At 44.6% G+C, this 13,251-nt stretch carries 12 protein-coding genes; 4 read left to right on the forward strand and 8 right to left on the reverse strand.

Annotated features, from left to right (window positions below; genetic code table 11):
* Positions 1–4 precede the first annotated feature (4 nt).
* Positions 5–901 (reverse strand): hypothetical protein, encoded by an 897-nt coding sequence (locus tag ACXACS_RS07505; protein WP_474805464.1) that lies wholly within the window; start codon positions 899–901, stop codon positions 5–7.
* Between the two features lie 287 nt (positions 902–1,188).
* Between ACXACS_RS07505 and add the strand changes: the two genes are divergently transcribed.
* Positions 1,189–2,190 carry an adenosine deaminase gene (gene add, locus ACXACS_RS07510; protein ID WP_474805466.1) on the forward strand — a complete coding sequence of 334 codons (1,002 nt, stop codon included), beginning with the start codon at positions 1,189–1,191 and terminating at the stop codon, positions 2,188–2,190.
* Positions 2,191–2,215: 25 nt separating this feature from the next.
* Here the strand turns inward: add and ACXACS_RS07515 are convergent, their stop codons facing one another.
* From ACXACS_RS07515 to ACXACS_RS07530, 4 genes are all read right to left on the reverse strand, one after another.
* Complete coding sequence (locus ACXACS_RS07515; protein ID WP_474805468.1) at positions 2,216–2,779, reverse strand: class GN sortase; 564 nt, start codon at positions 2,777–2,779, stop codon at positions 2,216–2,218.
* Entirely contained in the window at positions 2,772–5,237 is a 2,466-nt protein-coding gene (locus ACXACS_RS07520) for a marine proteobacterial sortase target protein (protein WP_474805470.1), read from the reverse strand. Before ACXACS_RS07520 ends, ACXACS_RS07515 begins: the two co-directional genes overlap by 8 nt.
* A 519-nt stretch (positions 5,238–5,756) precedes the next feature.
* Complete coding sequence (locus ACXACS_RS07525) at positions 5,757–5,984, reverse strand: hypothetical protein (RefSeq protein WP_474805471.1); 228 nt, start codon at positions 5,982–5,984, stop codon at positions 5,757–5,759.
* A gap of 167 nt (positions 5,985–6,151) precedes the next feature.
* Complete coding sequence (locus ACXACS_RS07530; RefSeq protein ID WP_474805473.1) at positions 6,152–7,114, reverse strand: YihY/virulence factor BrkB family protein; 963 nt, start codon at positions 7,112–7,114, stop codon at positions 6,152–6,154.
* Positions 7,115–7,422: 308 nt separating this feature from the next.
* On the opposite strand from ACXACS_RS07530, the gene ACXACS_RS07535 reads away from it, so the two are divergent.
* The 3 genes from ACXACS_RS07535 (at position 7,423) to ACXACS_RS07545 (ending at position 9,920) form a co-directional block, all read left to right on the forward strand.
* A complete protein-coding gene (locus tag ACXACS_RS07535; RefSeq protein WP_474805474.1) occupies positions 7,423–7,974 on the forward strand; it encodes a type 1 glutamine amidotransferase domain-containing protein in 552 nt (183 codons plus the stop codon).
* Positions 7,975–8,066: 92 nt separating this feature from the next.
* Positions 8,067–8,759, forward strand: a complete 693-nt coding sequence (locus ACXACS_RS07540; protein WP_474805476.1) for an SDR family oxidoreductase — start codon at positions 8,067–8,069, stop codon at positions 8,757–8,759.
* A 273-nt stretch (positions 8,760–9,032) separates the two neighbouring features.
* A complete protein-coding gene (locus ACXACS_RS07545) occupies positions 9,033–9,920 on the forward strand; it encodes an SDR family NAD(P)-dependent oxidoreductase (RefSeq protein WP_474805478.1) in 888 nt (295 codons plus the stop codon).
* Positions 9,921–9,987: 67 nt separating this feature from the next.
* Here the strand turns inward: ACXACS_RS07545 and ACXACS_RS07550 are convergent, their stop codons facing one another.
* Genes ACXACS_RS07550 through ACXACS_RS07560 form a run of 3 tightly spaced genes read right to left on the reverse strand, consistent with a single transcriptional unit; the run spans position 9,988 to position 13,249 of the window.
* Complete coding sequence (locus ACXACS_RS07550; protein ID WP_474805480.1) at positions 9,988–11,403, reverse strand: ABC transporter ATP-binding protein; 1,416 nt, start codon at positions 11,401–11,403, stop codon at positions 9,988–9,990.
* On the reverse strand, positions 11,400–12,269 hold the full coding sequence (locus tag ACXACS_RS07555) for an ABC transporter permease (RefSeq protein WP_474805482.1): 870 nt from the start codon (positions 12,267–12,269) through the stop codon (positions 11,400–11,402). Before ACXACS_RS07555 ends, ACXACS_RS07550 begins: the two co-directional genes overlap by 4 nt.
* A complete protein-coding gene (locus ACXACS_RS07560) occupies positions 12,266–13,249 on the reverse strand; it encodes an ABC transporter permease (RefSeq protein ID WP_474805483.1) in 984 nt (327 codons plus the stop codon). The genes ACXACS_RS07555 and ACXACS_RS07560 overlap by 4 nt, the downstream gene beginning before the upstream one ends.
* Positions 13,250–13,251: the final 2 nt, after the last annotated feature.

Here is a 13,251-nt window from a genome sequence, read left to right on the forward strand (position 1 = left end):
GCACTTAAACGGCAAGTAGAGTTGCGATTTGCGATGCTAGTTTTTTAGGGGCAATGTAGGTATCGCCCTTACAGTCTTTTACTACGTTCAATAGTGCTTTAAGCAGCGGTTTATTTTCTACATTGCGCTGACAGACCGCGTGAATAGTATTGAGCGCTAGTGTACCTCCCAACGTTTGGATATCGTCAATGTTCAAATTTTGTAAAACGCGATTTGCCGTATAGCGGCGCCATGACATGTGGTAGCTGTCGAAATCGCACGATAGGTCAACGCTGAGTGCCGCTTGAAGCGCCCAACTTGAAGGTCGGTAGTGCAATAGGTGTTCGGTAAGTAAAAAGATCTCTAGTGCGTGCTCGACAAATAAACAAGGCTTAGCGTGTTTACTTAGTTCAACAATTGGGAACACACCCTCTGCAGCAAACATCGACGTTACAAATTCAAAGGTGTAATAGCCATCGCCATGAATGGCAAGCAGTAACGATTCTATCTCATTTAAAAGAGCTGCATTCGAATGGTTACCGATGTGCTGCAACGATAAGTTATCTAAAAATTGCGCAACGATTGGGTAGCGAGCATTAAGCTCTACCCATTCGTTGCCTGCTGAATAACGTTTTGTTTTTTGGTTTTCCAAGTGACGGTCATAGCAGGCCAAATCGACAGAGGTTTGAGGCGAATTGGTTGAATAAATATACCCGGCCCATGCGATTAGAGGCGATGAATTTAGGCCGAGCGCCTTTATACCTTCCATTGACGTACTTGGCGAACAAACTATTTCGACAAACCCATGGGCGGACATCACATCTAGTCCCATAAACTCGGGGTCTTCTTGCATGTGTTCGAATGAATACGCACCATTACGCCAGCCTGCTAAATAGCAGCCTTCTATACACTTTCCGCACATGACTGTGCTCCTGTTATTTACGTTGTAAGGGGAGATGACTGGTTAGTCTTAGATGGAAAACAGCTTATATAAAAAGCCACATCAGAAATTGGGAGAATGTAGCTTTGAAAAACTGCACAGAGCATCGATAAATATTGCATCGACACGATGGGCTAAACGTAAAACAAATTTCGTTTCAAAAAAAGTACAGTTTTGTCCCGCAATAAAAAAGTTATTTTCTGGCAGCAAGCGAGGTTTAACGCGGCAAGTGTTATACTTAAGAATGCTCTTATTCAAATCGTATTCCCATGATTAATAACACACTTCCGCTTCTAGATTTACACCGCCACCTAGATGGTAATGTGCGTCCGCAAACTATTCTTGAGCTTGGGCAGCAGTTTAATATTGATCTGCCCGCTAACTCGATAGAGGGGTTGCGTCCACACGTTCAAGTAATGAAAATCGCGCCGGATTTGGTATCGTTTCTAAATAAGCTAACGTGGGGCGTTAAGGTTTTAGGCAATCTTGATGCTTGTAGAAGGGTGGCTATTGAAAACGTTGAGGATGCGGCAAGGCAGGGCATTGATTACGCAGAGCTGCGCTTTAGCCCCTACTTTATGGCAGAAAACCACGGTTTGCCTACACAAGGTGTGGTTGAAGCGGTTATAGATGGTGTAAAAAGCGCAGGCGAAGAGTACGATGTTAAGGTTAACCTGATAGGGATATTGTCGCGCTCTTATGGCGCAAAAGCATGTCAGCAAGAGTTAGATGCAATACTGGCATGCAAAACGAACATTACTGCCATTGATTTGGCGGGCGATGAAAAAGGCTTTCTTGGTAACCTGTTCGTAGAGCACTTTGAACAGGTGCAGCGTGAAGGATTAGCTATCACAGTACACGCGGGCGAGGCGGTGGGCCCTCAGAGTATATGGCAAGCTATCGATGATTTAGGTGCTACGCGAATAGGGCATGGTGTTAATGCTATTTGTGATAGCAAGCTAATGGACTATTTGCGCGATAAGCGCATTGGCATAGAAAGTTGTTTAACCAGTAACATACTCACAAATACGGTAACTTCATTACCAGAACACCCGTTAAAAACCTTTTTGGATCACGGCATATTAGCCTGCCTAAATACCGACGATCCAGCCGTTCAAGGTATAGAGCTAGATCATGAATTTAATGTGGCGGCCAAGCAAGCAGGCCTGACTGCTTCTCATATTAAACAAGCGCAGAAAAACGCCTTAGAAATAGCGTTTCTAAGCGAAAGCGAGAAAGCCGCACTCGTCAAGAAAGTGGGGTCAGAGTAAAGACTCTGACCCCACAACTTCAGTTTTATGAAGGCTTGAGCTCGACAACTAACCTTAAATGGTTGTCTTGGGCGATAGAATGAAATGGATAGCATGTCACCAAATACAGCCTTTTTTGATTGAGTTGAACATTCAGCGTTTGCTTTTTTGTATCAACAATGCGCTTGGCCGAAATTCGATAAGGGTGCCATATCCCATCAGAAGTTTGAAGTTGTAGCGCATCACCAATATTTACCTTTTCAAGAAAGGCGAAATGGGTGTCTTTGTGGCCTCCAATAACGCTGGTTTCACTGGCCAGCTCTCCAGCATTGATATGTCTTCCTGGGCCAAAAGCCAACGCATTACCCTGGGCACCTTCTAGAATATATAAGTCGGTATCGCTTTTGGGATGCACTAACCGCCCGACGGGCCACGTGTCTGCCCATTGCCATGGCTTAACTTCAGCCTCCGTTTGCAAGGTTTCTGCCCAAGCTTTTTCAATCAGTACTTGGGCTAACTCTGCTTTTATCGATATCCACGCAACATTGCCAAATCCAAAGGTTGCAGCTGCAATAAGCAACACACTTATGAGTATTTTGGGCTTAACCATTGTGCGTTACTCTTTCGTCTTTTATGAAAATACGGCATTGCCTTAAAAGAAAACCTTGAGTTTTCCTCGTGTAAAGCAGTACCAAAAAGAGGAGTGAAAAAGCACCAATAGCGAGGTAAAAGTTAATTCCTGCAGAAGTTTGCGGATAGCTAACGGTACGCATTTGTGTACCCTGCGGCATTAGGTTTTTTATGTTTTGCGATTGAACGTTTGCCGATTCAGGTCTTGATACTACCTCTTCAATAGCAACAAAGCTGGTATATGACGTAATTAGATTGTGGGCTAGGGCTACGTTAATAATGTCGTTTTTAACCTCGTTTTCTTCTCTACCAAGAGCCTTTTCATCCATTAGCGCCGCAATTTTTTTACGTGCCCATGCTGTAGCGATACCATTACGTTGAGTTGAGAGTGATGGTTTAGCATTAGCCGAATTATCGCTTACGTTATTGGTACACAGAGCTGTTAAAGAACGAGCTTGTATACTGCGTTGCCACTGATGGGTATTGCCCTCTTTGTCAGTTAAAGTACCCTCAAGCACCAAGCTATTGTCCGCAGTATTCTGTTCCAAATTATTACCATGATTACGCTTTTCGTGGGTAAAATCGGGCACTTTTAAATTAATGAGCAGTGGCTCGCCAGCGTACAAATCAGGCAGACGTTTCGGGTAAACTTCAACATTATCCTTGTGCCGCATATTCATTGGCAGCGTTAAAGAAAGATTGCTCAATACAGGGCTTTCAAGCTTGCTAAATAAGCGCTGCATTTCTTTTTGAATGTTATTTTGGTTGTCGACAAACACATAACTACCTCGGCCGAATTGTGCTGCGCGGGTCATAAAGTAGCTGTTAGGTGCGCTGCCAATTCCTACCGTAAAAAGCCTTGCGCTACCTAGCTGTTGTTGAATCATTGAAAAGAGTGCAGCTTCATTTCCGACGGCGCCATCAGTGATAAATACAACCTGTTTAATGTAGTTTTCTTTTGGCTGTGCGCTTAGCGCTTCTAAAAGGGCGCCCGCCATTTCGGTCCCACCGTTTGCGTGTAGCTCAGAGATAAAAGATAGGGCCGTTTTTATATTATGTGGCTTAGCATTGGCAGGTTGACTGAATAGTTTTGTGTAGCTTGAATTGAATGCCACAATATTGAACCTGTCCTTTGTGTCTAGTCTTTCAATCGCTAGCTTCAACGCGGCTTTGGCATCTTTAATCGGACGTCCGCCCATCGAACCCGATGTATCTATGATAAAAGTAATGTCGCGCGGAAAGTCTTGAAGATCGTCAGGGTTAACTTGAGGTGGTGTTAGCATAACTAGCGCATAGTGATCTGAATCTATATCTTCAGCGAAATAGGCTGCTTGTGGAGTAGCGTCCTTCGATGGACGCCACCGCAACCACACATCTTTATTCATGGTTACGTGTTTATCATCAATCCAAGCGCGGTATTGATATTTAGTGTTTTCAATAGCATGCCAGTTAAGTTGATGGCCTGTGCTATTGATAGAATCAAGCGGCACTCCCGCGTTTATTGTTGCATTAAAAGAAAGCTGATTCGTAATACTATCGGGCTGAGCTGGCGCTATAAACGGTGTTATTTTATCGGCGTCACTTACTTCATTTGTGGGTAGTGCCCAGCCTGAAATAAATGTGTTGTTGCTCGATAAACGACTGCTGCCATGCTCTGTGGTTTGCGGAGCTCGCTCACTTCTACTTTCAGCGTCGTCGCTGGACGCGTCATTGAAATTTTCTTCTTTGTGATTGTTTGCGCCAGTGTTGCCAGGGTAAGCATGTTCAATTAAATCGGCATCGCTTAAGTTTCTTGTAGGAATGCCAGGGATATAGCGAGGAGTAAGGGTGGTAGGAAGGTGGAAGCTAAACTCTCCATTATCATACGCAACCTGCTGTATGTACTGTAACTTAACCGTGATCTGTTCATGTGGAGCTATATTTGCTAAGTATTGAGTGAATAAGTTCGGGCGCTGTTGTTGCGTTAAGCTGGCTTTCTTTCCCGCTTTTTTTGCTGCATCAAACGCTTGTTTGGCTTGAGCTTTCGGCTTTATTTTCCCGACGATAACTCTATCGCCAATAAGCATTTTCATACTATTTATCGCCGTGTTTTCATTAAGCGGAAAGGTATACACACCATGTTTCCATTCATCGCTATCATTGGTAAACGTTTGAGAATAGGTGACGTGAGCAATCATGCCGTTAACTTGCAGTTCAACGTGAGTAGAGTGTAATAAGGCGGGTGACGGTTCTCCACCCTTGCTCTGCATCATGAGCTCACCTGACTCTGCGCGACTTAGTGGGCTTACCGCCATACCAAGCAAGAAACACAGAAATGAAATAAGTATTAACAAGGTATGGCTGCGAGACTTTGGCGCGTGTTGCCGCTCGCGAAACAAGGGCCTATGTATGCGACTAGGGGTAATGTAGTCACGCTTGGGTGTTTTGGTAAATAGCATGGAATAAGCTCGCTTTAAGTGACGATGCTTATTATTAAACGCCCAGAATAGGGCGAATTATGAACAGTTATTATGGCGAGGTGGTGAAGAAAAATGGCGAAAGTGTGTTTCCCGCTTGCCGTTCAGTGCATTCTGGAAGGCGCAACATTTAAACGCGCCAACATTAAACAACCTATGCAAGCTACAAACAACGAAGAGCTTCCTAGGTTTAAAACGCGTTAGCCCAGAAACGCGTTGCATTAGATAAAACTGTTCACAGGCTAGCGCTTTATTATAGGGGAGGGGAAGACATTCAGCTTTTTTGCTCCGATAGTGCAAAGCAGAGTTATGACGAAAATGACTGTTGTTGTAATCACCATTTCAGCATGCTCATGAAAACGAAAAAAATATGATAGTGTCCTTAGCGCAAATACGCTCACTACAATTATAAAAAGCATGTAGGCAATATATTTACCTATTTGAACAATTGATATATTCATTGAAAAGCTCCGAAGTCGGAGGCGTTACGCCTCCGGATTTTTATTCTAGAGACGTGCGTTCTGACATTTTGTCGCCTATTTTTCCTCCAGCGTAACCTAGGCCGCCAGAAATACCGCCTAAAGCTGCGCCAGCCCAGCCTCCACCGATACCACCTAGTGCCCCTGCACCTACAGAAGCCATGAAGCCCGCAAAACTAAAATCACCCCAACAGTGCTCTTCACAGCCGCCGGAAACGTTCTCTATTTCAGTAAAACTTAACTCTTGCATTGTATAATTCCTTTTATGAATTTACCCAACATTGGGTAAGAGAAAAGGTATACAAAACGCTGACTGAATTTAACTGAATAGAAGTATAGTTTTGTCAGAAACCCCTATTGCGCGGTTCACTAGCTGCTTGCAAGATTAGCTTTCAATATTATCGCGCGCTGCTTGATTTAAGACCGCTTACGTTTCAGGTCATCTGGGGTATGGTCAGCTACAAAAGCATTCCTTTCCCCCATAGGCTTGTCTTCGCCTTTGGTACTATCTGCTGTTGTTTGAAGCTCTATTGCAGAATTGACCTCTGCACCGATAAGGATGATGTAGGCACTTATATATAGCCACATGAGTAAGATGATAATGCCGCCCACAGAGCCATAGGTTTTGTTATAACTTGCAAATTCATTTAGGTAGAAAGAAAACGCATAGGATGCAACCAGCCATAGTATGGTGGCGAACAGCGAACCTGGTGTCACCCAACGCCATTGGGCTTCACGGCGGTGGGGCGCATAGCGGTACAACGCTGATAAGGCTAGGTTGAACAAGCCAAGCATGATAGGCCAGGTTATCCATGTAGCTTGTTCAGCGGTAATGGCCTTTGCCGTTATCCAGACTATTGCTTCTGGTAAAATGGTTATGCAGGCTAAGGCGACTATTACAGTTAAGATCATAAATATCGTGCAGGTCACACGAGCCAGTATCCCTCTTAAAAAGCCTCGCCCTTCCGATTCACTGTACGTGATATTACAGGCTTTTATAAGTGCATTAGCGCCTTTGCTACTGCTCCAAAGTGAGAGCAAAAGGGTAAATAAAAAGCCCCAACCGAGGGCCGAGCTTGATTTTTCGGTCAAATTGGTAAGCTGCTCTTCAATAATATACCGGCTATCGGCTGGCACTACGTTAACAAGTAACGACATATGGGATTGTAATTCTTCTGGTGAAACCATAAGACCGTATAGGGCGATAGTGGCACCAAGTAATGGGAATATTGCCAGTAAACAGTAGAAAGCAACACCTGCAGCAATAAGGGGAATATTGTCTTTTTGCAGGCTAGTAAATATACGTTTTGTTATGCTCCACCAGCTTTTTAGTGAAAGCTCGAACGCAGATTTTGCGTGGCTGAATCGTCCCTTGCTCATAGTTCCTCGAATCTTTCTCGGTAAGTACGCGTTTGTATACTTTGATACATCAAATTAAAGAAGACGGCTTAATAAGCTCTGTAAATCATTCATGGAGCGTGCGAATAATTGATAAAGCCTTCAATAAAGCTCAATTTGAACATTAATGAATAAATTGATTTTAAACAATGGATTACGTGTTGTTGAATATGGTGGTTTGTAATTTGCAGTCTACTTTTTATCAAATTGATAAGCGTAGCCCTAGATAATCGTTCTAGCGTCTGTAGGGCTTCGGAAATTCGATAGAACGTTCAAAAGGAGTAACTAGTATGAGCAACACGCAAAACCTTCAGGGTAAAAAAATTGCTATTTTAGCAACCAATGGTTTTGAGCAAAGTGAATTGGTTCAACCTAAAGAGATGTTCACCGAACGTGGCGCAAAGGTTGATATCCTATCTATTGAAGATCAAACCACTATTAAAGCCTGGGATGAAGACGACTGGGGTAAAGACGTAAATGTTGATTTGCAGGTTACATCGGCAAATCTAAGTGATTACGACGCTCTTGTTCTTCCGGGCGGTCAGATAAACCCAGATGTACTTCGTACCAACAAAGACGCGGTAAGCTTTATTAAGGAAGCAAACAGTACTGACAGCATCAAAGCCGTAGGTGCAATTTGTCACGGCCCATGGCTATTAGTGGAATCGGGTTTAGCGAAAGGTGCAACACTTACTTCATTCCCTAGCATTCAAACGGATTTGAAAAACGCAGGTGCGAATTGGGTAGATGAAGAAGTGGTGACCGATGACAAGTTAGTTACCAGCAGGAATCCTAACGACATCCCAGCCTTTGTCGACCAAATTAGTAAGATGATTGCATAGTGTCTTTCCTAACTTTAGCTTCTCTTCATAGTGCGAAGCTGTGAGAGAAGCAGTCTAACGCTAATTTCTATGAGTTAAAAATGGGAGATGATATGTCAGATTCGACATCGAGCGAAAAGGTTATTGCGATTACCGGTGCATCTAGCGGTATAGGTAAAGAAACAGCAAAGCAGCTAGTTGATAAAGGTTACAAAGTTGCGCTTATCGCGCGAAGTGAAGATAAGTTAACCGAATTAGTTAACGAATTGGGCGAAGACAATGCACGCGCTATCAAGGCTGATGTGAGTAACTTCGACGAAGTGAACCGCGCATTTGAGCAAGCACATGAACATTTTGGCCGTTTAGATGGCGTATTTGCAAACGCTGGGCGCGGCGCCAAAGCTGCTGGTATTGAAAAAGGAGATGTAGAAGACTGGAACGGCATGTTAGGGGCAAACGTCAACGGTTTACTCTATACCGCTAAAGCAAGTTTACCTTTTCTTCGAAAAACGAAAGGGCACTTTATTATCACCAGTTCTGTAGCCGGAAGAGTGGCTATTAAAGGTTCTGTTTACGGTGCAAGTAAGTGGTTTGCCTATGGTTTCGGTCAAAATCTTGCCGAGGAGATGCGCGAGTGGGGCGGTCGATGCACCACCATCTGCCCCGGCATGGTAAACACACCATTTTTTGACGAGCCCAAGGAAGATAAGCTTCAGCCAGCAGATATAGCAAAGTCGGTATTGTTTGCGCTAAGTGCAGATGAATCGGCCTGTATTCGAGAAGTTTATGTGATGCCTGCGAAGTAAACGAACTAACCACCGGGTAAGAGATAATTTATTCAAGCAAAGGGCAGGGTTAGTCACTGCCCTTTTGTGTTTGCCCCGCTACTATTTTTAACCTGCCTTATTAATTTCATGAAGCTATCCAAATTAGCCAAATAAAGTATTTTCCCCATCCTGTTACCCCTAATCTAGGTGTGTAGATAAGCGCTAATTGAGTGAGATAGGCGATTTCTAATTCTTCATTGAAATGGCTTTGCCTAAGGGTCCGCGGCGCAATAACAATAACAGGAGAGTAAGATGTCTAACGAATTTACGGGTAAGACCGCTATTATTTCTGGCGCCGCTGGCGGTATAGGGTTAGCGCTGGCAGAGGCATTGGCAAGGCAGGGTATGAATATCGTCATGGGCGATATTGATAATAATGCATTAGCCGAGTCGGGCAATGATTTACGAGAGAAAGGTTTTGATGTACTGACTTGCGCCCTAGATGTTACCGACTACTCCCAGTGGGAAGATATAGTTGCCAATGCCAAAGAGAAATTTGGCAAGGTTCACATGGTCATTAACAATGCTGGTGTGGGCGGCACCCCTAGTAAAGTAGAAGATTCAGAGCATGAAACCTGGCGCTGGGTTATGGATGTGAACGTAATGGGCGTGCTTTATGGCGCACAAGCATGCGTACCAGCCATCAAAGAACACGGCGAAGGAGGCTGGGTATTAAACGTAGCGTCAATGGCGGGAATGATGGGAATGCCATATGCTGGTGCTTATTGCGCTTCAAAAGCGGCGGTGGTATCTATGACAGAAAGTTGGGTGCCAGAGTTGAAACCTTTTGGTATTCACACCTCGGTATTGTGTCCAGCATTTGTAAAAACTCGCATCCATGAGTCGTACAGAAACAGACAAGAAAAGTATGCAGTGGCAGCTGAAAAGCGCATTGATAAAGAGAAGCTCAAAGCAGGCGCTCAAGCGGCAACTAAAGCAGTAGAGTCGGGAATCGATGCCTCTGTGCTAGCTGAACGCGTGATAGAGGCGCTTCAGTCAGAGCAAACTTATATTTATACACACCCGAATTATCGAAAGGTTACTACGGCCCGCTTCAGCGCGATTGATAGCGCCTTTGTCGATGCTGAGCAGAGTCAGGCTGTAGGTCATCTTATTGATGATGAAATCGTGACTTTTTAGTTCATTCGCGGCTACGGTTTGCGTATAAACACACGAAAGAGCCCTGAATCTTGTCTTCCAAAAGCCGTTATATAACGGCTTTTGATGTCGTGGGAGTCTGAAGGTCAATGACGCGGTCACAGACTTTTTCTAGCTGTGTTCTATCGTGACTGATAAAGAGCACCGTGCAACTTTCTTCTCTACATTGATCGACAAGTAAGTGAGTAATTGCCTTACTTGTAATGGGATCGAGCCTAGATGTTGGCTCATCAGCTATAAGTAGCTTGGGCCTTAGTAGCAGCGCGCGCAGCAAGGCAATGCGTTGAAGCTCACCTCCACTTACCTCAGAGGCGCTGCGCTCAAACAATTGCTGGTTAAGGCCTAGTTGAGATGAAAGTAAATCGGCACGCTTTTTAGACACCTTGTGAAGCTTTATTACGTCATCAATCAATGATTTAAGCGTAGTGTGATCGGCAAATGAACTGGGGGGATCTTGATATAGCTTTAGGGTTTGATAACGGTGTAAAAGCGTATGAAACGCAATATTGCCTTGATAGGGTAGAAGCCCAAGTAGAGCATCACCTAGAGACGTTTTTCCACAGCCGCTATCACCACAAAGCCCGACAATTTCGCCTTCCCCTAAAGAAAAACTAAGGCCAGTAAATAGTGTACGGTTACCTCTCATAATTGTGAGGTCATTCACCGATACCAGCGGTGCAAACCTATGCGTTTTTTTTGTTGTAGCCGTCCAGTGTTGCGGAGCCGACGCAATAAGGGCTTTGGTATAATTTGATGAAGGGGAGGACAGTATCTTGCGGGTATCACCTGTTTCAACCAGTTTCCCGTTTTTAAGCACCATACATTTACCACCCAATGCCTCTGCCACTGAAACATCGTGCGTAATGGTAAGTAGCGTACCGTCGTTAGCTTTTTGCCTTAGTTGCTCAATAATATGATGTTTGCGTCCGGCATCTAGCCCTTTTGTGGGTTCGTCGGCTAGAAATAAAGGTGCATTAGTCGCTGATGCACAGGCAAAAGCAACACGCTGTGACATTCCACCGGAAAGTTGAGAAGGGACCTTATCACTGTCGTCTTTAAGAGCCAGGTTGTCTAGCTGTGTCTTCGCACTCTTTTGTGCTTCGCGAGCACCGTTGCCCAATGTAAATCGAAAAACTTCGGCGACTTGCTGGCGAATTTTCATCATTGGGCTTAGAGAATGCCATGGCTCTTGCGGCAGCATAACAATGTCTCGCCCCCACAATTGTTCACATTCACGTCGGTTCGCACGAAGCATATCTACACCGTTTACCAGAACATTTCCCGTAACCTTCAGTGCAGGCGGTAAATCGCCCATAATTGCTTGCGCTAGCAGACTTTTACCTGCCCCGGTTTCACCCAATATAGTAAGCGTCTCGCCTTGTTCAAGGTTAAGGGATAAATCCTCTACAATAACGGTGTCTTGCGCGTAAATTGATAAGTGTTCAATAGCAATATATTGGCTCACAGTTTGCGCTCCAATGCATCACTCTTTGATAGTCTACTGCTGCTGTCAAAAATGAACTTATTTAAACGAGGTGTATTGTCACTCTTCGCAGAAAGTAAGTGAAAGCCCAGTACGAGAACGAATAGGATGAAAATAGGTTGTGCGAGCAGCCAAGGTGCTTCGTGATAGTATGGAAAAAGCTCAACTATCATCAGCCCGAGCTCAGGGCTGGGTGGTTTTAAACCAACATAAACGAAGCCCACCGATGCCATGGCGATAATTGAGGAGGAGGCACCAAAAGCAGCAAGTGATAACACGTCTTGTCGAATGGCGGGCCATATATGCTCACTAAATAAATAGCGTTTTGGAAAACCCATTAGCGCAGAGTTTTCCAGTGCAGGGCCTGCCACTACTGGTAGAGTGATAGCACGTACCAGCCTGAAGTACTCGACGGCCAGTACTAAGGAAATGGCTAAATACAGCATAATGAAAGAGCCTGGTACTAGCGCCGCGAAAAGAAGAATAAGTACCAGTCCGGGGAGCGCCAATATTGTATTGGCAATGAAATTCAATGTCGTATCTACCCAACCTCTACACCACGCTGCAATTACGCCCGTTAGCACGCCAATGATTGATGAACTTAGTACACACAGTGCAGCGAGAGAAAGTGATATGCGTAGACCCTCTGAGATTCTGGCCAGCATATCGCGTCCGAATTGATCTGTACCTAACCAATGTTCCGCACTTGGGGCTTCGAGCACTTGCTTTAAATTTTGTTGGTTACCGTTTGTTCCCAATAGAACAGGCTCGCCCAACGCAAGTAATAAGAGCAGCATCAAAAGTGAAAAGCCAATCACTTTTTCAACAGGTAAGGCGGGTGTATTCATTGGCTATGTCCTCGATTTTCCCTCACCCTTGGGTCGAGTGCATACTGACTTAAATCGACAAGTGTGTTGACCAATACGAATAACAAGCCCATTAGCAAAGCAGTGCCTTGTAACATAGTGATGTCGCGGGCAAAGACAGCATGGGAAAGTCCGTGTCCTATGCCGGGCCAAGCAAAAAGGCTTTCAATCATAATTACGCCTTCAATCAACCCAATGAGCTGAATGCCCATGAAGGCTAGAGCAGGTATAACGATGTTTGGAAGCGCATGGCACCTGAACGCCTCTAGAGCGCTTAACCCTTTGATCTTGGCGAAATGGAAATAACCCGACTGAACCGCATTAACAGTACTGTTGCGAATTACGCGGTTTGATATAGCGGCCAGGCTTAACCCTAAGGTCATTACAGGTAAAATGGTATAGACAAAGCCTGAAGAGCCCGCAACCGGAAGCCAGTTGAGCTCTAGAGCAAAAATAAAGATGAGAATTAGCCCTAAACAAAATACCGGTTGAGAGCGCACGAACGTGGAAAATACTAATACTGTTTTATCGAAGAGAGAGGCGCGGCTTTTAGGAGAATTTTCACTTTTTCTAGCGCTTCTGATGCCGCTATAAATTCCCAGAGGAAACGCAATTAATGTGGATACAAGAATAGCGAGCCCAGCGAGAACAAGGGTGTAAGAAAGCTGATTTTGTAGCTCAACAACAATAGGGGCTCCCGTAACCAAACTTGTGCCTAAATCCAGAGAGGCTAAATCGGCCATCCAGCTTACGTACTGTTCGAAAGCGCTTCTGTGTAGACCAAGTTCTTCTGCTACGGCATTAGCGGCACTTGTGCTTACCGCATCATCACCGTAGCGGCCAGCCGCTATTTTGTAAGCCATATCTCCAGGTAGTGAACGGGCTATAATAAATGTGAGTGTGCCTACACTCCACGCCATCAGTACTGCTTGAAGCAGCCGTTGAAGTAGGATTTTTCTCATTG

This window comes from Alteromonas sp. AWM4_230 (genome assembly GCF_056158305.1).

Bases quoted from the DNA above. Each gene is read 5' to 3' on its own strand.
- ACXACS_RS07505 (WP_474805464.1), bottom strand. From the start codon at position 901: ATGTGCGGAAAGTGTATAGAAGGCTGCTATTTAGCAGGCTGGCGTAAT.
- add (WP_474805466.1), top strand. From the start codon at position 1,189: ATGATTAATAACACACTTCCGCTTCTAGATTTACACCGCCACCTAGAT.
- ACXACS_RS07515 (WP_474805468.1), bottom strand. From the start codon at position 2,779: ATGGTTAAGCCCAAAATACTCATAAGTGTGTTGCTTATTGCAGCTGCA.
- ACXACS_RS07520 (WP_474805470.1), bottom strand. From the start codon at position 5,237: ATGCTATTTACCAAAACACCCAAGCGTGACTACATTACCCCTAGTCGC.
- ACXACS_RS07525 (WP_474805471.1), bottom strand. From the start codon at position 5,984: ATGCAAGAGTTAAGTTTTACTGAAATAGAGAACGTTTCCGGCGGCTGT.
- ACXACS_RS07530 (WP_474805473.1), bottom strand. From the start codon at position 7,114: ATGAGCAAGGGACGATTCAGCCACGCAAAATCTGCGTTCGAGCTTTCA.
- ACXACS_RS07535 (WP_474805474.1), top strand. From the start codon at position 7,423: ATGAGCAACACGCAAAACCTTCAGGGTAAAAAAATTGCTATTTTAGCA.
- ACXACS_RS07540 (WP_474805476.1), top strand. From the start codon at position 8,067: ATGTCAGATTCGACATCGAGCGAAAAGGTTATTGCGATTACCGGTGCA.
- ACXACS_RS07545 (WP_474805478.1), top strand. From the start codon at position 9,033: ATGTCTAACGAATTTACGGGTAAGACCGCTATTATTTCTGGCGCCGCT.
- ACXACS_RS07555 (WP_474805482.1), bottom strand. From the start codon at position 12,269: ATGAATACACCCGCCTTACCTGTTGAAAAAGTGATTGGCTTTTCACTT.
- ACXACS_RS07560 (WP_474805483.1), bottom strand. From the start codon at position 13,249: ATGAGAAAAATCCTACTTCAACGGCTGCTTCAAGCAGTACTGATGGCG.